Consider the following 18,110-nt stretch of genomic DNA (forward strand, 5'->3'; position numbering starts at 1 on the left):
TTCGGGGCGGCAACCAACAAGGATGCCTGTCATGTTCAATAAAGTCACCAAAACATTCCAATACGGCCAGCATACCGTCACCCTGGAAACCGGCGAAATCGCGCGCCAGGCGTCGGGCGCCGTGGTCGTGTCGATCGAAGACACGGTGGTGCTCGCCACCGTGGTCGGTTCCAAGCGCGCCAAGCCGGGCCAGGATTTCTTCCCGCTGACGGTCGACTACATCGAGAAGACCTACGCGGCCGGCCGCATTCCCGGCGGCTTTTTCAAGCGCGAGGGCAAGCCCTCCGAAAAGGAAACGCTGACCTCCCGCCTGATCGACCGCCCGCTGCGGCCGCTGTTCCCGGAAGGCTTCTACAACGACGTGCACGTGGTCATCCACACGCTGTCGGTCAATCCCGAGATCGATCCCGACATCGCCGCGATGATCGGCTCCTCGGCCGCGCTGGCGATCTCCGGCATCCCGTTCAACGGCCCGATCGGCGCCGCCCGCGTGGGCTGGATCGACGGCCAGTACGTGCTGAACCCCACCACCTCGCAGCTGAAGAATTCCAAGCTCGACCTGGTGGTGGCCGGCACCGACGCCGCCGTGCTGATGGTCGAATCCGAGGCGCAGGAGCTGTCGGAAGAAATCATGCTGGGCGGCGTGGTGTTCGGCCATGAGCAGCAGCAGGCCGTCATCAACGCCATCAACGACCTGGTGCGCGAAGCCGGCAAGCCCGAGTGGGACTGGCAGCCGCCGGCCAAGAACGAGCCGCTGATCGCCGCCGTGCGCGCGGTGGCCGAAGAAGGCCTGAAGGCCGCCTACCAGATCCGCCAGAAGCAGGACCGCACCACCCGCCTGCGCGAAGTCTACGCCGACGTACATGCGCGCCTGGCCGCGCAGGCCGAGGCCAGCGGCGGCAACGTGCCGGATTCGGTCGAGGTCGACAACATCCTGTTCGACTTCGAGGCGCAGATCGTGCGCGGCCAGATCCTGAACGGCGAGCCCCGCATCGACGGCCGCGACACCCGCACGGTGCGCCCGATCAGCATCCGCCTGGGCGTGCTGCCGCGCGCCCACGGCAGCGCGCTGTTCACCCGCGGCGAAACCCAGGCGCTGGTGATCGCCACCCTCGGCACCAAGCAGGACGAGCAGGTGATCGACGCGCTGATGGGCGAGTACCGCGACCGCTTCATGCTCCACTACAACATGCCGCCGTTCGCCACCGGCGAAACCGGCCGCATCGGCACGCCCAAGCGGCGCGAAGTGGGCCACGGCCGCCTGGCCAAGCGCGCGCTGGTGGCGATGCTGCCGGCGCCGCAAGACTTCCAGTACACCATCCGCGTGGTGTCGGAAATCACCGAATCCAACGGCTCGTCGTCGATGGCTTCGGTGTGCGGCGGCTCGCTGGCGATGATGGACGCCGGCGTGCCGATCAAGGATCACGTGGCCGGCGTGGCCATGGGCCTGATCAAGGACGGCGGCAAGTTCGCCGTGCTGACCGACATCCTGGGCGACGAGGACCACCTGGGCGACATGGACTTCAAGGTGGCCGGCACCGCCAACGGCGTGACGGCGCTGCAGATGGACATCAAGATCCAAGGCATCACCAAGGAAATCATGCAGGTCGCGCTGGCCCAGGCCCGCGAGGGCCGGCTGCACATCCTCGGCAAGATGCGCGAGGCCCTCGACGGTTCGCGCGGCGAGCTGTCGGCCTTCGCGCCGCGCATGCTGTCGATGAAGATCAACCCCGAGAAGATCCGCGACGTGATCGGCAAGGGCGGCGCCACGATCCGCGCGCTGACCGAGGAAACCGGCACCCAGATCGACATCTCCGACGACGGCACCATCGTCATCTCCAGCGTCGACCTGGACCGCGCCAAGGAAGCCCAGCGCCGCATCGCCGACCTGACCGCCGACGTCGAAGTGGGCCAGGTGTACGAAGGCAGCGTGCTGCGCCTGCTCGATTTCGGCGCCATCGTGCAAGTGCTGCCGGGCCGCGACGGCCTGCTGCACATTTCCGAGATCGCCAACCACCGCATCGCCAACATCAACGATGTGCTCAAGGTAGGCCAGCAGGTTCGCGTCAAGGTCATCGAGGCCGACGACAAGGGCCGCCTGCGCCTGTCGATCAAGGCGATCGCCAACGCAGAGGCTGTGTAAACCCCCCTACGCGCTTACGCGCGCCCCCCAGGGGGCGATGCGCGCGGACCGGCGGAGCCGGATCCGCCGCATCCTGGGTGGGGCGGTGGCATGCGCAGGGCGGCACTGGCGGACCGGCAAAGCCGGATCCGCTGTGCCCTGGAGGGGTTGCCGCAAAAACGGCGTCCGGGGGCAATCCCGGGCGCCGTTTTATTTACTGCAGCGGGCTCAGGTGGCCAGGTCGAAGCGGTCGAGGTTCATGACCTTGGTCCAGGCCGTCACGAAGTCGCGCACGAACTTTTCTTTCGCGTCGGCGCTGGCGTAGACCTCGGCCAGGGCGCGCAGGATGGAGTTCGAGCCGAATACCAGGTCTACGCGCGTGCCGGTCCATTTGACTTCGCCGGTCTTGCGGTCGCGGCCTTCGAACAGGTCTTGCGCGTCGGACAGGGCTTTCCACTGCGTGCCCATGTCGAGCAGGTTGACGAAGAAGTCGTTGGTCAGCGCGCCGGGCTGCCTGGTGAAGACGCCGTGGTCGCTCTTGTCGGCGTTGGCGCCGAGCACGCGCAGGCCGCCGACCAGGACCGTCATTTCGGGCGCGCTCAGCGTCAGCAGGTGCGCCCGGTCGACCAGCAGGACTTCGGCCGGCACGCTGTATTTCTCGCGCAGGTAGTTGCGGAAGCCGTCGGCCAGCGGTTCGAGCACGGCGAACGATTCGACGTCGGTCTGTTCCTGCGAGGCGTCCATGCGGCCGGGCGTGAAGGGGACCGTCACGCTGTGGCCGGCGTTGCGGGCCGCCTGTTCGACGCCGGCACAACCGCCCAGCACGACCAGGTCGGCCAGCGAGATTTTCTTGTCGCCGGTCTGCGCGGAATTGAAGCTGCCCCGGATGCCTTCCAGCGTTTCCAGCACCTTGGCCAGCTGCTGCGGCTGGTTGATCTCCCAGTCCTTTTGCGGGGCGAGACGGATGCGCCCGCCGTTGGCGCCGCCGCGCTTGTCGGAGCCGCGGTAGGTGGAGGCCGAGGCCCACGCGGTCGACACCAGTTCCGATACCGACAGGCCCGAGGCCAGGATTTTGGCCTTGAGGCCGGCGATATCCTGTTCGTCGACCAGCGGGTGGTTGACCGCGGGGATGGGATCCTGCCAGATCAGCTCTTCGGCCGGCACTTCCGGGCCGAGGTAGCGCACGCGCGGGCCCATGTCGCGGTGGGTCAGCTTGAACCACGCGCGGGCGAAGGCGTCGGCGAACTGGTCCGGGTTCTCGTAGAAGCGGCGCGAGATCTTTTCGTAGGCCGGGTCGAAGCGCAAGGCGAGGTCGGTGGTGAGCATGGCAGGCGTGCGCCGCTTGTCCGGATCGTGCGGGTCGGGCACCGTGCCGGCGCCGGCGCCGCCCTTGGGCTGCCATTGGTGTGCGCCGGCCGGGCTCTTGGTCAGTTCCCAGTCGTAGCCGAACAGGTTCCAGAAGAAATTGCTGCTCCACCTGGTGGGCGTGGTGGTCCAGATCACTTCCAGGCCGCTGGTGATCGCATCGGCGCCCACGCCGGTGCCGTAGCTGCTGCGCCAGCCCAGGCCCTGCTCTTCGAGGCCGGCGGCCTCGGGCTCGGGGCCCACGTGGGTGGCCGGGCCGGCGCCGTGGGTCTTGCCGAAGGTGTGGCCGCCGGCGATCAGCGCGACGGTTTCCTCGTCGTTCATCGCCATGCGGGCGAAGGTTTCGCGGATGTCCTTGGCCGCGGCCACCGGATCGGGGTTGCCGTCGGGGCCCTCGGGGTTGACGTAGATCAGGCCCATCTGCACGGCCGCCAGCGGGTTTTCCAGCAGCCGCTCGCCGGTGTAGCGCTTGTCGCCGCCCAGCCAGGCGGTTTCGGCGCCCCAGTAGACGTCCTCGTCGGGCGCCCAGGCGTCTTCGCGGCCGCCGCCGAAGCCGAAGGTCTTGAAGCCCATCGATTCCAGGGCCACGTTGCCGGTCAGGACGATCAGGTCGGCCCAGGAGATCTTGCGGCCGTATTTCTGTTTGATCGGCCAGATCAGGCGGCGCGCCTTGTCGAGGCTGACGTTGTCGGGCCAGCTGTTGAGCGGCGCGAAGCGCTGCTGGCCGGAGCCGGCGCCGCCGCGGCCGTCGCTGGTGCGGTAGGTGCCGGCGCTGTGCCATGCCATGCGGATGAAGAAGGGGCCGTAGTGGCCGAAATCGGCCGGCCACCAGTCCTGCGAGTCTGTCATCAGCTCGCGCAGGTCTTTTTTCACCGCCGCCAGGTCCAGGCTCTTGAACGCTTCGGCGTAGTTGAAGTCTTTGTCCATGGGATTGGACTTCGGCGGGTGCTGGGACAGGATTTTCAGATTCAGCTGCTGCGGCCACCAGTCGATATTCGACCGGCCGACCACGGATGCCCGATTGAGCGCTCCGCCCGAAAACGGGCACTTCGATTCGGTAGACATGTGTTTTCCCCTTCTATGTCGACGACTGCCGGGTGGCGAATCCGTATGGGCAAGATACGCGTGCGGGCATCATTCGTAAAATTAATTACCTGTATTGAAACGTTAGGTAATTTCAAATGGATACATCGCTTGCCGATCGTACTGTTCAGCCCAGGTAACTTCCGTAAACAAATATTATGTGGATGGGCCGGATTCTCCGGCTCGTTCCGGGAGCACGGTCTTGCGTGATTTTTCGTCCTTGTTGAGCCAGGCCTGGCGCATGGCGGCGCGCGACTGGCGGGCCGGCGAATTGCGGCTGCTGGCCCTGGCGCTGGTGATCGCGGTGTCGGCTGTAACCAGCGTCGGTTTCCTGGCCGACCGCATCCGCGGCGCATTGGTGCGCGATGCCGGACAACTGCTCGGCGCCGACCTGGTGATCCAGTCCGACACGCCGCCGTCGGCCGCGCAGCGGGACCGCGCGCGCGAGCTGGGGCTGGAGGTATCGGGAACGATCCAGTTCCCGTCGATGGCCGGCGCCGGCAGCGGCGACGACGCGCGCTCGCAGCTGGCGGCGCTGAAGGCGGTCGAGCCGGGCTATCCGCTGCGCGGCGGCGTGCGCGTGGCGCTCGACCCGGCCGGCCCCGACACGCCGGCCGGCGGTATTCCCGAGCACGGCACGGCATGGGTCGATCCGCAGCTGCTGGGCCTGCTGCAGGCGCGCGTGGGCGACGAACTGCAACTGGGCGACAAGCGTTTCCGGATAGCCCGCCTCATCACGATCGAGCCCGACCGCGGCATGAATTTCATCAATATCGCGCCGCGCGTGATGATCCGCGCCGACGACCTGCCCGGCACCGGGCTGGTGGCCTTCGGCAGCCGTATCACCTACCGCCTGCTGGTTGCCGGCCGGCCCGAGGCCGTCAGGCAGTACGCGGGCTGGGCGGCCGCCAACCTGGAGCGCGGCCAGCGGATCGACACGCTGGATTCGGGCCGGCCCGAGATGCGCCAGACGATCGACCGCGCGCAGCGTTTCCTGTCGCTGGTGGCGCTGCTGGCGGCGCTGATCGCCGCCGTCGCGGTGGCACTGGCGGCGCGCCGCTTCACGCTGCGCCACCTCGACGGCGTGGCCGTGATGCGCTGCCTGGGCGCCACGCAGCGGCGGGTGTCGCAGTTGTTCGCGGCCGAGTTCCTGATCCTCGCGCTGGCCGCCTCGGCAGCGGGCAGCGTGATCGGCTATGCCGCGCACGAAGCGCTGATCGCCGCGCTGGGCGACTTGATCACTACCGAACTGCCGCGCGCCACGGCGCTGCCGGCGCTGCAGGGCTTCCTGGCCGGCGTGTGGCTGCTGCTGGGCTTCGCCCTGCCGCCGCTGGCGCAGTTGCGGCACGTGCCGCCGGTGCGGGTGTTGCGGCGCGATACCGGGATGCCGCAGGCCCGCACCGCGCTCGGCTACGGCGTGGGGGCGTTCGGCTTCGCTTTGCTGTTGCTGTGGTTCGCGCAAGACCTGCTGCTGGGCGCGATGATCGCGGGCGGGTTTTTCGGCGGCTTCCTGGTGTTCGCCGGCGCGGGCTGGTTCGGCGTGCGGCTGCTGGAGCCGGTGCGGCGCTGGCAGCGCGGCTCGGTGGCGCTGCGTTTCGCGCTGGCGGGCGTGGTGCGGCGGCGCGGCGCCACGGTGGCGCAGGTGTGCGCGCTGGCGGTGGGCCTGATGGCGCTGTTGCTGCTGTCCATCACGCGCACCGACCTGGTCGACGGCTGGCGCCGCGCGGCGCCGCCCGATGCGCCCAACCGCTTCCTGATCAACATCCAGCCCGACCAGCGCGACGCGGTCAGGCAGGCGCTGCGGCAGGCGGGGCTGGAACAGGTCGAGTTGTACCCGATGATCCGCGGCCGCCTGATCGCGATCAACGACCGGCCGGTGGGGCCGGCCGACTACGAAGACACGCGCGCCAAGCGGCTGGTGGATCGCGAATTCAACCTGTCGTACATGGACGAACTGCCCGGCCACAACCGGCTGGCCGGCGGGCGCTGGCTGCATCCGGATGCGGCCGAGGTATCGATGGAGGAGGGCATCGCGCAGACCTTGGGCATCCATGTGGGCGACATGCTGCGCTACGACATCGCCGGCAACCAGATAGACGTGCGCGTGGCCGGACTGCGCAAGGTGGACTGGGATTCGATGAAGGTGAATTTCTTCGCGATCATGTCGCCCTCGGTCATGGCCGGCATGCCGCAAAGCTGGATCACCTCGCTGCACGTGCCGGACGACCGCGCCGGCGCGATCGGCGACCTGGTGCGCCGCTTCCCGAACCTGACGGTGTTCGACACCGGCGCCATCCTGCGCCAGGTGCAGGCGGTGCTCGACCAGGTGGTGGCGGCGGTGCAGTTCCTGTTCCTGTTCACGCTGGCCGCCGGTTGTCTGGTACTGTACGCGGCCCTGGCCTCCACGCGCGACGAGCGGGTGCGCGAGGCCGGGCTGCTGCGCGCGCTGGGCGCGACGCGGCAGCAGCTGTCGGCGGCGCAATGGCTGGAGCTGTCGGCCGTCGGCGCGCTGGCCGGCCTGCTGGCCGCGGCCGGCGCCTCGGTGGTGGCCGCGCTGCTGGCGCATTTCGTGTTCGATTTCGGCTGGCAGCCCAAGCTGTGGGTGTGGGTGGCCGGCCTGGCGGCCGGCATGCTGTGCGCCATGGCCGGCGGCTGGATGGGGCTGCGCGGCGTGCTGACGCAGCCGCCGCTGGCCACGCTTCGTGAGGCCTGATAATTTTTTATGCAAGCAGACAACAACACATCGACTTCGCCGGCGGCAACCGCCGAGCCGGCCGTCACGATCTTCGAGCGGATCGGCGGCGAGGAAAAAGTGCGCGCATTGGTCGATCGCTTCTACGACCTGATGGACCTGGATGACGACCTGGCCGAACTGCGCGCGGCGCACGGGCCCTCGCTCGACAACGCCCGCAACAAGCTGTTCTGGTTCCTGTGCGGCTGGATGGGCGGGCCGGACCATTACATCAGCCGCTTCGGCCACCCGCGGCTGCGGGCGCGCCACCTGCCGTTCTCCATCGGCCGCGCCGAACGCGACCAGTGGGTGGTCTGCATGGGCCGCGCGATGCAGGACGTCGGCGTCGAACCCGCCCTGGCCGAGCGGCTGCTGGGGTCGTTCTACGAAACGGCCGACTGGATGCGCAACCGGCAGGAGGCGCCATGAGCGCGCCCGCCCGGCCGCCCGAAGGGCGCGCGCCCTCCCCCGGGGAGGATGTCGCGCAGCGACAGGAGGGTACACCAGTGAGCGCGCCCGCCCGGCCGCCCGAAGGGCGCGCGCCCTCCCCCGGGGAGGATGTCGCGCAGCGACAGGAGGGTACACCAATGAGCGCGCCCGCCCGGCCGCCCGAAGGGGGCGCGCGCCCTCCCTCAGGAAGGATGTCGCGCAGCGACAGGAGGGCACACCCATGACTGAGCTTCTGCCGTGGATCGCCGCGATCGCCGCCGTGGCGGCTGCGGTCGGCGCATGGATCGCCGTCCTGGCGCGCGGCCGGCAGGCGGGCGACGGTCGCCTCGATCAGGTACTGGCGACCCAGGAGCGCCTGGAACGCGCTTTGCGGGCCGAGATCGGCGAAAGCCAGCGCGGCTTGCGCACCGAATTGTCGGAATCCGTGCGCGGCCTGCGCGGCGAGCTGGTGCAGGCGCTGGCGCAGGGCCAGCAGTCCTTTGGGCACCAGCATGCGCAGCAGGCACAGGTATTGAACCAGCAGCTCGACGCCTTCGCGCAGAACCTGGTGGCGCTGACCACGCAGCTGCAGGAACGCTTCGAGACGGTGCGCGCCTCGCTGGCGCGCGACGCGGCGGCCACGCGCGAGGAAAGCAGCCAGTCGCTGCGGCGCTTCGCCGAACAGTTCTCCGAACAGCTGAGGGCGCTGATCGACGTCAACGACCGCCGCATGAACGAAGTGCGGACCGCGGTGGAACAGCGCCTGAAAGACCTGCAGACCGACAACGCGGCCAAGCTCGAAGAGATGCGCCGCACCGTCGACGAGAAGCTGCACGCCACGCTGGAGCAGCGGCTGGGCGAATCGTTCCGGCTGGTGTCCGACCGTCTCGACGCCGTGCACAAGGGGCTGGGCGAGATGCAGACGCTGGCGGCCGGCGTGGGCGACCTCAAACGGGTGCTGACCAACGTCAAGGCGCGCGGCACCTGGGGCGAAGTCCAGCTCGGCATGCTGATCGAGCAGACCATGACGCCGGCCCAGTACGGCCGCAACGTCAAGCCGGTGCCGGGCAGCGACGAGCTGGTGGAGTACGGCATCCGGCTGCCGGGCCGGGGCGACGGCGGCGCGCCGGTCTGGCTGCCGATCGATTCGAAGTTCCCGAAGGAAGAATACGAGCGCCTGGTCGAGGCGCAGGAGCGCGCCGACGCCGAAGCGCTGCGGGCGGCCGGCACGGCCTTCGAGCGCTGCGTCGAGCTGGAGGCCCGGCGCATCGCCGGCAAATACGTGGCGCCGCCGCACACCACCGACTTCGCCATCATGTTCCTGCCCACCGAGAGCCTGTATGCCGAAGTGCTGCGGCGCACCTCGCTGGTCGACCGGCTGCACGGGCTGCGCATCAACGTGGCCGGGCCCAGCACTTTGGCGGCGCTGCTCAACAGCCTGCAGATGGGCTTTCGCACGCTGGCGATCGAGCAGCGTTCGTCGGAGGTCTGGAAGGTGCTGGGCGCGGTCAAGTCCGAATTCGGCAAGTTCGGCGATGCGCTGGCCAGCGTCAAAAAGACGCTGGAGACCGCCAGCAACAAGATCGGCCAGACGGAGACCCGCACGCGGGTGATGCTGCGCAACCTGCGCACGGTCGAGGCGCTGCCCGAAACCGAGGCGCAGCAGTTGCTGGGAAGCGACGACGCCGCCGACGAGGAACCGGGGGCGGAGGCGGGCGGCAACTGAGCCGCCGGGCCGCGACCCTGGCCAGCCTTGCCCGCGGCCGGCCCGCGCGGGGCGGCGCGGCGCTCTGCTAAAGTGTCTTCCTGTCTTTCATCCGCGGGTTCATCGCTCCATGCTTTCCCAACAACAGCTCAAGCAGCAGGCGGCCGATGCCGCCCTGGCCTTCGTCGAGGAAGTCGCCGCGCCCGACGTCGTGATCGGCGTCGGCACCGGCTCGACCGCCGACCTGTTCATCGACGGCCTGGCCGCCTACCGGGGCCGCATCCGCGGCACGGTGGCCAGCTCCGAGCGCAGCGCCGCGCGGCTGGCGGGCCACGGCCTGGCCGTGTTCGACCTGAACGACGTGGCCTCCATGCCGATCTACGTGGACGGCGCCGACGAGATCGACGATCACCTGCACATGATCAAGGGCGGCGGCGGCGCGCTCACGCGCGAGAAAATCGTCGCGTCGGTGGCCGAGCGCTTCATCTGCATCGCCGACGAATCCAAGCTGGTGGAAAACCTGGGCGCCTTCCCGCTGCCGGTGGAAGTGATTACTATGGCGCGCGAGGCGGTGGCGCGCGCGCTGCGCCTGCTGGGCGGCCAGCCGCGCCTGCGCGCCGGCTTCACCACCGACAACGGCAACGTGATCCTCGACGTGCACGGCATCCGGATCGCCGAGCCGAAAGGCCTGGAAAAAGTCATCAACGACATCCCCGGCGTGGTGACCTGCGGGCTGTTCGCGCTGCGCGGCGCCGACGTCGCGCTGCTGGCCACGCAAAACGGCGTGCGGCGCCTAGATAAACCCAGGCATGTATAGAGCCCCTGGCCGGGTGGTCGACATATTCTTGTCATGTACCGTTCATAAACTTCGCTATCCGAAATAAGCGACTGCCCACGACCATTCGTCAGGAGCCGGCATGACCGAACATACCCACAAGCAATTCGATACGGAACTCGAAGAAGTCAGGTCGCGCTTTCTGCAGATGGGCGGTCTGGTCGAGTCCCAGATCACGGCGGCCATCGATGGCCTGGCCAACGGCGACCTGGTCGCGCTCGAGCGCGTGATCGTCCGCGACGCGGAGGTCAACCAGTTCGAGATCGAGCTCGACGAGGCCTGCAGCCACATCATGGCGCGCCGCCAGCCGGCGGCCGGCGATCTGCGCATGCTGATCACCGTGATCAAGATGATCACCGACATGGAGCGCGCCGGGGACGAGGCCGAGAAGATCGCCCGCATGTCCAAGATGATCCACGAAGCCGGCCGCATGAACATGCCCGCGGTCGAGCTGTGGCACATGGCCAACAGCGTGGTGACCATGCTGCGCAAGGCGCTCGACGCCTTCGCCCGGCTCGACGCCCAGGCCGCGGCCCAGGTGGTGCGGCAGGACAAGAGCGTGGACACCGAATGGCAGGGCGTGATCCGCCAGCTGATCACCTACATGATCGAGGATCCGCGCACCATTTCGCGTTCGATCGAGCTGCTGTTCATCGCCAAGGCGCTGGAGCGCATAGGCGACCATGCCAAGAACATGTGCGAGCTGGTGGTCTACATGGTGAAGGGTCGCGACGTGCGGCACACCGGCGTAGACAACGTGGAGCGCGAAGCCGCGAGCTGACCGGGCCGCTCGACGCAAAACAAACGGGCCATGCGGCGTTTCGGCATGGCCCGTTCGTTTGGGGATCGTCTTCAGGCCGAGGGCGGGACGTAGCCCTGGGCTTCGACGTTGCCGTCTTCGAACAGGAAGCGCTGCATCTGCTGCGCCAGGTACTTGCGGGCGCGCGCGTCGGCCAGGTTGAGGCGGTTTTCGTTGACCAGGCGTGTTTGCGTCTGCATCCATTCCTGCCAGGCCTCTTTCGAGACGTTCTGCCAGATCTTGGTGCCGAGTTCGCCGGGGTAGGGCGGGAAGTCGAGCCCTTCGGCTTCGCGCTTCAGCTTGACGCAATAGACTGTTCTTGCCATGGGGCACCTGCCTGCGTGATTCGTTGCGATCCCCGGATTGTATCGAATCAGGGGATTTCGATGTCCACCAGCGGCGCGTACTGCTGGCCGCCGTGGCCGTCGGTGTCGAGCAGGTCGCCCTGGAAGCGCGGGCGCGGGATCGAGGCCTTGAAGGCCAGCGCCTCCGGCACCACGAAGAACTTCACGTCGTCGGGCGGCACCCGGTAGATGCCCGCGATCAGCTCGCGCGTCAGCACCTTGCTGTCGCGCACGCGGCGGAAATTTTCTTCTTCGGCAAACATGATGTCGAAGGTCAGCTCGAACGGCCCTGCGTTCTTGCTGCGGATCAGCCGCGCCAATTCGCCCAGTGTGGTCATGTTCGGTCTCCTCAGCCGACGGTTACGTGTTCGATGGGGAACATTTCGTAGGGGTCGTCCGGTTCGACGACGTGGTTGACGCAGAACCGGTAGGCCGGGCCGCGCTCGATGTGGGCGGGGCTGTAGGTGCAGGCCACGCCGGTGATGAAGCCCTTCCATTCCGGGATCGGCAGGTGCAGGGCCTGGTGGCGCGCCATCGAGACGATGGTGGAGGCGGCTTCCTGGGTGGCGGCGGTCACCTCCAGCACCAGGCAGACCTCGTGCGACTTGACCTCGCGCACCGGTTCCAGCGGCCCCATCACGCCGTCCTTGCCGTAGACGCGGATGTTGAACAGGTGCTTGCCGGCCTCCGGATCGTCGGCGAAGACGTCGGCCACGCGCTTGGCCACGGCGGCGCGCAGGCGTTCCAGCCAGCTGTCGAGCTGGCGGATGATGTAGGGATCGCGGATGCCGCCGATCACGATGCTCTGGTAGCCCGCCATCTCGGCGCCTTCCAGCTTGACGGTGTACGTTTGCGCCGGTTCGAAGCGGCTGCCGCGCACCCGCACGCGGCGGTCGTCCAGCGCCTCGTAGCTGGCGGTGGTCAGGTCCAGCACGCCGCTCGATTCGATCAGGCGGTAGGGGTCGGCGTTTTCGTACAGGCTGTGGGCGGCCACGCTGAGCGGGCTGCAGCGCAGTTCCGGGTCGAGCGGTTCGAGGTCGAAGTGGTCGGCGCGCAGCGTGGCAAGCATCGAGTCGGGGGCAGGGCGCGCCACCGCGGCGGCGGCGCCGCATTCGAGGATCTTGGCGGCGTGCCAGGCGATGCCCGGCGCCACGCCCATGCGGATCGGGATGCCGGCGAAGATCGCGCAGTCGCTGGAGCGGCCGGCGATCACCACCTCGGCGCCTTCGTCGAGCGCGCGCAGATAGGGTTCCTCGCCCATCATGCCGACGATGCGGGTGGAGCGATCGATCACGCCGGCGTCGAATTCGGGCGCCGGCTTCAGCGGCTTGATGCGGCCTTCGGCCAGGCGCTTCTTGAGGTATTCCTTGTCCTGCTCGGCATGGATCAGCGCCAGCTTGAACGACAGCTTCTCCTCGCGCGCGATGTCGAGCACCATCTGCCTGACCAGTTCCAGGTGGGGCTTGCCGCCGGCCGTGCCGGCCGAGCCGAGCAGCAGCGGGATCTTCGCCTTGCGGGCCGCCTTGAGCATCAGCCGCAGGTCGCGCTTGATCGCGCGCAGCGGGAAAGCGGTCTTGCCCGAGCCGAGCGAGAACGGCCCGGGATCGGTGGAGCCGGCGTCGCAGCCGATGAAATGCGGATTGCGGGCCAGGCCCGCCTCCAGCGAACTCTCCTTGAAACCCGAGCCGCATACGCCGGATGCGGCCAGCACCCGTACTTCGACTGAGCTATCGGTCATATCGTGCCTCGTTGGTGTAGTGATTGTCGTCATGCCGGAAAAGGCCTCAGGCGGATTGCGGCCGGTTCGTGCGGCCGTCGGCCACCACGCACTCGGGCGGCGGCGAACCGCCGTCCAGCACCGCCACGATGGAACGCGCCGCGATCATGTTGGTGCGGTCCAGACCTTCCTTGGTCGAGGCGCCGGCGTGCGGCGTGGCGACCACGTTGGGCAGCGCCAGCAGTTCGTCGGTGACGGAACGGTAGGAGGGATCGCTTTCGCTCATGAACACGTCGAGCCCGGCGCCGCCCAGGCGGCCTTCCTTGAGCGCGGCCAGCAGGTGGGCGTCTTCCACCAGGCCGCCGCGGGCGGTGTTGATCAGGATGGCGGTGCGCTTCATCTTCCCGATAGTGTCGCGGTTCACCAGATGGCGGGTGGCGTCGGTGAGCGGCGCGTGCAGGGTCAGGTAGTCGCTCTGCGCGAACAGCGTGGGCAGGTCTGCATAGGCGATGCCGGCCTCGCGCGCATAGGCGGCGTCGGGTCGCGGCGCGTGGACCAGGATGTTGCATTCGAAACCGCGCAGCCGCTGCACCACGCCGCGGCCGATGCGGCCCAGCCCGACCACGCCCACCGTCTTGCGGTAGAGGTCGGTGCCGAGCAGGATCGACCAGTTGCCGTTCAGCATGTTTTGCTGCGATTCGCGCAGGCGGCGGCCGACGGCGATCATCATGCCGATGGCGTGGTCGGCCACCGACGCGGCATTGCCGCCGGCCGCCACCGCCACCACCTTGCCGAGGTCGCGCGCGGCGTCGAGGTCCACGCGTTCGTAGCCGACGCCGCGCCGCGACACCACCTGCAGCTTCGGCAGCGCCTGCAGCAGCGCGCGGGTCACGCGCGCATGGCCGACGATCCAGCCGTGGGCATCCTTCAGCAGGCCAACCAGGTGGTCGTGGGTGAGTTCGCCGTCGGCCTGGCCGGGCGGCAGCTCGGCGATTTCGACCTCGCAGCCGTTGGCGTGCAGATAGGCCAGGGTTTCATCGTCGAAGAAGCGCTGGGTGACGACGATCTTGCGCTTGTTGCTGGGGGGCATGAATCTCCTCCTGGATTCGATGGCGGCGCAAGCTTACGAAGCGTGCGCCGGGGCGGCCTCGGCGGCCTGCGCCCGGGTCTGGCCGTAGTCGATGTCGACCACCAGGTTGTAGTGGTCGTCGATCCGGAACGTGCAGTCGGGGCCGACGCAGCAGGTCGACTCGCGTTCCTCGATCACGGCCGGGCCATGCCATACCTGGCCCGGCTCCATCCCGTAGCGGTCCAGTACCTGGCTGGGCACGTCGCCGAAGCCTGCAAAATACACCGGCCGCTCGCCGCGCAGGGGCGAACCGCTGCCCGACGGGTGCGCCAGGCTGATGCGCCGGCCGGGCAGCGCCGCCGCCAGGCGCCAGTTGGTGACTTCCAGCGGCACGTTGTCGACCACGTGGCCGAACAGGCCGGCATAGGTGTCGGCGAAGGCCTGGCGGATCGCGTCGGCGTGGCTGGCATCCAGCGGGCCCTGGGGCAGGGTGACCGAGATCTCGAAGGCCTGGCCCAGGTAGCGCATGTCGGCGGTCCAGGTCAGGGACAGTTCGCCCAGATCCGAGCCGGCCTGCCGCAGCAGCGCGCGGGCGCAGGCTTCCATCTCGGCGTACAGGGCGTTGACGTGGGCCCAGTCGGCCTGGGCCAGCGCGGTGGCGTAGCCGCGCACCAGGTCGACCGCGGGCGCGGCCACCAGGAAGCCGAAGGCCGAGATCACGCCCGCGCCCGGCGGCACGATCAGCCGCTTCACCTTGAGCAGCTTGGCCAGCGCATAGGCGTGAACCGGGCCGGCGCCGCCGAAGGCGATCAGCGAATAGGCGCGCGGGTCGCGGCCTTTTTCCGACAGGTGCATGCGGGTGGCGGCCGCCATGTTTTCGTCGACGATGCCCTGGATGCCGCGCGCCGCCGCCACCGGGTCGATGCCGAGCGGGTCGGCCAGGCGCCGCTTGAGCGCGTCCTTGACGGCGCCCAGCGACAGCGCCATTTCGCCGCCCAGGAAGTATTGCGGGTTCAGGTAGCCGAGGAACAGGTCGGCGTCGGTCACGGTGGGCTCGGTGCCGCCGCGGCCGTAGGCCACCGGGCCGGGCACGGAACTCGCGCTGCGCGGGCCGACCTTCATCAGGCCGACGCTGTCGATGCCGGCGATCGAACCGCCGCCGGCGCCGATCTCGATCATGTCGACCACGGTTACGCGCAGCGGCAGGCCCGAGCCCTGCTTGAAGCGGTCCAGCCGGCCGGCCTCGAACTCGTGCTTGGTGTGCGGCTGGCCGTTCTCGATCAGGCACATCTTGGCGGTGGTGCCGCCCATGTCGAACGAGATCAGCCGGTTCTCGCCGGTGGCGTGCGCGATGTAGGAGGCCGCCATGGCGCCGGCCGCCGGCCCCGATTCGATCAGCCGCACCGGGTAGGCCTTGGCGTCGTCGACCGTGGTGATGCCGCCGCCCGACAGCATGATGTAGAGGTCGCCTGCGAAGCCCAGGCCGGCCAGGTCGCTGCCCAGGCGGTCCAGGTAGCCATGCACGCGCGGCTGCACGTAGGCGTTGACGCAGGCGGTGTTGCTGCGTTCGTATTCGCGGATCTCGGGCGCCACCTCGGCCGACAGGGTCACCAGCAAGCCGGGGTACATGTCCTTGATGATGGCCAGCGCGCGCCGCTCGTGCGCCGGGTTGCGGTAGGAATGCAGGAAGGCCACCGCCAGCGCCTCGATTTTTTCCTCTTCCACCAGCGCGCGCACCGCGGCCGCCACGCCCTCTTCGTCGAGCGGCGTATGCTGGCTGCCGTCGGCCAGGATGCGGCCGGCCACGCCGCGGCGCAGGTAGCGCGGCACGATGACCGGCACCGGGTCCATGTACAGGTCGTCTACGTCGTAGCGGATCTCGCGGCCCATTTCGAGCACGTCGCGGAAGCCCTCGGTGGTCAGCAGCCCCACCCTGGCGCCGGTGCGCTCCAGCACGGTGTTGGTGATGAGCGTGGTGCCGTGCACGATGCTGTGCAGCTGCGACGGGTGGGTATCGGTTTCGGCCAGCAGCCGGCGGATGCCTTCGACGATGGCCACGCTCGGCGCTTCCGGCGTGGTCAGGCGCTTGCCGGTGCGGGTGATGCCGCGGGCCTCGTCGTGCAGGACGAAGTCGGTGAAGGTGCCGCCGATGTCGACGCCGATCAGTGTGGTTTTTTGCATGGCTTACCTGCTGGCGATGGCGTCGACCCGGGCGCCGTAGTCCTTGCGCGCCTGTTCGAGGGTCGTGTAGCCGTTGCGGATGTCGTAGGCGATGGCATCGAGCGAGCGTTCCTCGGGCGGCCCGTAGCCGCCGCCGCCGGCGAAATACAGCGTGGCGCTGGCGCCCGGTTCGATGGGGGTCTTGGATTTCAGCCGCGGGGTCTTGCCGTTGTCGAGCCGGGCCGAAGCCACCGCGCCGGCCTGGCCGCCCAGGATGCCGAGCGCGGGATGCTTCTCGCGGTCGCCGGTGATGGTCATCTGGATCGGCGTGGACGAGATGTTCTGCACCTCGATCTCCTGGCCCAGGCCGCCGCGGAAGCGGCCGGCGCCGCCCGAGTCCACGCGCAGCTCCTTTTTCTTGAACAGCAGCGACGACACCGATTCCAGCGCCTCGACGCTGCCGGCGCCCGAATTGGTCGGGAAGGCGGTGGCCGACAGGCCGTCGCGCCGAGGCGAGGCGCCCATGCCGGCGCTGGCGAACAGCGCCAGCGTGTAGCGTCCGCCCTGGGCATCGAGGCCCGAGAAACGGGCCCGCATCGCCGGCGCGCCGCCGCTGTCGGCGATTACGCGGTCGGGTATCACCTGCGACAACGCCTGGTAGATGGCGCAGCACAGGATGTGGCCGGTCAGGTGGCGCGCGGCCACCGGGGCCGGGTAGTTGGGATTGACGATGGTGCCGGCCGGCGCCGTCACCTTGATCGGCCGATACGAGCCGGCGTTGCGGCGCGTGCGCGGGTCCAGCAGGCATTTCACCGGGTACAGCGAATAGGCCTTGGTGTAGTTCAGCACGCAGTTGATGCCGCGGTTGATCTGCCTGGAGGTGCCGGCGTAGTCGAGCGTCATCTCGCTGCCGGCCACCGTGACGGTGCACTCGATGTGGGTGGGCTGGTGGTCGAAGCCGTCGGCGTCGACGCCGGCCCGGTAGACGCCGTCGGGAATGGCCTCGATGGCGCGCCGCATCGCCTGTTCGGCCTTGAGGTGGACGATGTGCGACAGGTGCTGGAAGTCCTTGAGCCCGGTGTCCTGCAGGAATTCGATCGCGCGCTGGCGGCACACCTGGTTGGCCGTCAGCTGGGCCTCCAGGTCGCCCAGCACCAGCTTGGGCAGGCGCACGTTCTTCAGGAACAGCTCCAGCATCGCTTCGTTGCGCTCGCCGGCGCGGTACAGCCGCATCGGCGGGATGCAGATGCCTTCCTCGAACAGCTCCTGGTTTTCCGCGCCCAGGCTGCCGCCGATGTCGGCCGAATGCGCGACCGAACCGGTGAAGCCCACCAGCCGGCCTTCGTAGAAAACGGGCGTGACCATCGCGATGTCGGGCAGGTGCCCGGCCGCCAGCCAGGGATCGTTGGTGATGACGCAGTCGCCCGGCTGCCATTCGCGGGCCGGGAATTTGGCCAGGAAGGAGCGGGTGGTGGTGCCCAGCAGGCCGGCGAAGGCGGGGATGCCGCCGCTGCACTCGGCCAGCGTGTCGCCGTCGGCGTTCATCAGCGCGGTGGCGTAGTCGTTGGATTCGCGGATGATGGTGGTGAAGGCCGTGCGCAGCAGCGCGGTCGCCGATTCGTCGGCGATGGCGATCAGCCGGCTCCACCAGATCTCGAGCGTGATGGGGTCGATGTCTTCGTTGTGCATGGAATGGAATCCTCGGTTCGTCGCCTGTTCCCCAGGAGCGAGGGGCGATGATATAGACCGGG

General features: G+C 68.7%; 13 protein-coding genes. 6 read left to right on the plus strand and 7 right to left on the minus strand.

All coding sequences use genetic code 11. The features are described 5' to 3' along the window. The first annotated feature begins 31 nt into the window (after positions 1-31). The gene (pnp, locus tag ABD927_RS06885) at positions 32-2,143 is read left to right on the plus strand and encodes a polyribonucleotide nucleotidyltransferase (protein ID WP_345247670.1); all 2,112 of its coding nucleotides are present in this window, start codon (positions 32-34) and stop codon (positions 2,141-2,143) included. A 207-nt stretch (positions 2,144-2,350) separates the two neighbouring features. Here the strand turns inward: pnp and katG are convergent, their stop codons facing one another. Beyond that, on the minus strand, positions 2,351-4,552 hold the full coding sequence (gene katG, locus ABD927_RS06890) for a catalase/peroxidase HPI (protein ID WP_345247672.1): 2,202 nt from the start codon (positions 4,550-4,552) through the stop codon (positions 2,351-2,353). 259 nt (positions 4,553-4,811) lie between these two features. Between katG and ABD927_RS06895 the strand changes: the two genes are divergently transcribed. The 5 genes from ABD927_RS06895 to phoU all read left to right on the plus strand — a co-directional run bounded on the left by ABD927_RS06895 (position 4,812) and on the right by phoU (position 11,051). Next, on the plus strand, positions 4,812-7,283 hold the full coding sequence (locus ABD927_RS06895; RefSeq protein WP_345247909.1) for an ABC transporter permease: 2,472 nt from the start codon (positions 4,812-4,814) through the stop codon (positions 7,281-7,283). Between the two features lie 9 nt (positions 7,284-7,292). Continuing rightward, the gene (locus ABD927_RS06900; RefSeq protein WP_345247674.1) at positions 7,293-7,730 is read left to right on the plus strand and encodes a group II truncated hemoglobin; all 438 of its coding nucleotides are present in this window, start codon (positions 7,293-7,295) and stop codon (positions 7,728-7,730) included. Between the two features lie 241 nt (positions 7,731-7,971). Continuing rightward, positions 7,972-9,456: a DNA recombination protein RmuC gene (locus ABD927_RS06905; protein ID WP_345247676.1), complete on the plus strand. Its 1,485-nt coding sequence runs from the start codon at positions 7,972-7,974 to the stop codon at positions 9,454-9,456. A 109-nt stretch (positions 9,457-9,565) separates the two neighbouring features. Further along, the gene (gene rpiA / locus ABD927_RS06910; RefSeq protein WP_345247678.1) at positions 9,566-10,252 is read left to right on the plus strand and encodes a ribose-5-phosphate isomerase RpiA; all 687 of its coding nucleotides are present in this window, start codon (positions 9,566-9,568) and stop codon (positions 10,250-10,252) included. A gap of 100 nt (positions 10,253-10,352) precedes the next feature. Continuing rightward, entirely contained in the window at positions 10,353-11,051 is a 699-nt protein-coding gene (gene phoU / locus ABD927_RS06915) for a phosphate signaling complex protein PhoU (RefSeq protein ID WP_345247680.1), read from the plus strand. 71 nt (positions 11,052-11,122) lie between these two features. Here phoU and ABD927_RS06920 read toward each other — a convergent pair whose 3' ends face one another. From ABD927_RS06920 to ABD927_RS06945, 6 genes are read right to left on the minus strand one after another with little or no spacing between them, the layout of a single operon-like run. Further along, the gene (locus ABD927_RS06920) at positions 11,123-11,395 is read right to left on the minus strand and encodes an oxidative damage protection protein (protein ID WP_345247682.1); all 273 of its coding nucleotides are present in this window, start codon (positions 11,393-11,395) and stop codon (positions 11,123-11,125) included. 47 nt (positions 11,396-11,442) lie between these two features. Further along, a complete protein-coding gene (locus ABD927_RS06925; protein WP_345247684.1) occupies positions 11,443-11,751 on the minus strand; it encodes a DUF4387 domain-containing protein in 309 nt (102 codons plus the stop codon). Positions 11,752-11,762: 11 nt separating this feature from the next. Further along, positions 11,763-13,151, minus strand: coding sequence for an acyclic terpene utilization AtuA family protein (locus ABD927_RS06930; RefSeq protein WP_345247686.1), 1,389 nt, complete (start codon positions 13,149-13,151; stop codon positions 11,763-11,765). A 46-nt stretch (positions 13,152-13,197) separates the two neighbouring features. Next, positions 13,198-14,220, minus strand: a complete 1,023-nt coding sequence (locus tag ABD927_RS06935) for a phosphoglycerate dehydrogenase (protein ID WP_345247688.1) — start codon at positions 14,218-14,220, stop codon at positions 13,198-13,200. A gap of 33 nt (positions 14,221-14,253) precedes the next feature. After that, complete coding sequence (locus tag ABD927_RS06940; protein ID WP_345247690.1) at positions 14,254-16,380, minus strand: hydantoinase/oxoprolinase family protein; 2,127 nt, start codon at positions 16,378-16,380, stop codon at positions 14,254-14,256. A 3-nt stretch (positions 16,381-16,383) separates the two neighbouring features. Then, entirely contained in the window at positions 16,384-18,048 is a 1,665-nt protein-coding gene (locus ABD927_RS06945; protein ID WP_345247692.1) for a hydantoinase B/oxoprolinase family protein, read from the minus strand. Positions 18,049-18,110 lie beyond the last annotated feature (62 nt).

The organism is Pigmentiphaga soli, assembly GCF_039541095.1.
Taxonomy (GTDB): domain Bacteria; phylum Pseudomonadota; class Gammaproteobacteria; order Burkholderiales; family Burkholderiaceae_B; genus Pigmentiphaga; species Pigmentiphaga soli.

Coding starts and splice junctions, on each gene's coding strand:
- rpiA (WP_345247678.1), top strand. CDS start 9,566: ATGCTTTCCCAACAACAGCTCAAGCAGCAGGCGGCCGATGCCGCCCTG.
- ABD927_RS06900 (WP_345247674.1), top strand. CDS start 7,293: ATGCAAGCAGACAACAACACATCGACTTCGCCGGCGGCAACCGCCGAG.
- ABD927_RS06930 (WP_345247686.1), bottom strand. CDS start 13,151: ATGACCGATAGCTCAGTCGAAGTACGGGTGCTGGCCGCATCCGGCGTA.
- katG (WP_345247672.1), bottom strand. CDS start 4,552: ATGTCTACCGAATCGAAGTGCCCGTTTTCGGGCGGAGCGCTCAATCGG.
- ABD927_RS06925 (WP_345247684.1), bottom strand. CDS start 11,751: ATGACCACACTGGGCGAATTGGCGCGGCTGATCCGCAGCAAGAACGCA.
- phoU (WP_345247680.1), top strand. CDS start 10,353: ATGACCGAACATACCCACAAGCAATTCGATACGGAACTCGAAGAAGTC.
- ABD927_RS06905 (WP_345247676.1), top strand. CDS start 7,972: ATGACTGAGCTTCTGCCGTGGATCGCCGCGATCGCCGCCGTGGCGGCT.
- ABD927_RS06945 (WP_345247692.1), bottom strand. CDS start 18,048: ATGCACAACGAAGACATCGACCCCATCACGCTCGAGATCTGGTGGAGC.
- ABD927_RS06920 (WP_345247682.1), bottom strand. CDS start 11,395: ATGGCAAGAACAGTCTATTGCGTCAAGCTGAAGCGCGAAGCCGAAGGG.
- ABD927_RS06940 (WP_345247690.1), bottom strand. CDS start 16,380: ATGCAAAAAACCACACTGATCGGCGTCGACATCGGCGGCACCTTCACC.
- pnp (WP_345247670.1), top strand. CDS start 32: ATGTTCAATAAAGTCACCAAAACATTCCAATACGGCCAGCATACCGTC.
- ABD927_RS06935 (WP_345247688.1), bottom strand. CDS start 14,220: ATGCCCCCCAGCAACAAGCGCAAGATCGTCGTCACCCAGCGCTTCTTC.
- ABD927_RS06895 (WP_345247909.1), top strand. CDS start 4,812: ATGGCGGCGCGCGACTGGCGGGCCGGCGAATTGCGGCTGCTGGCCCTG.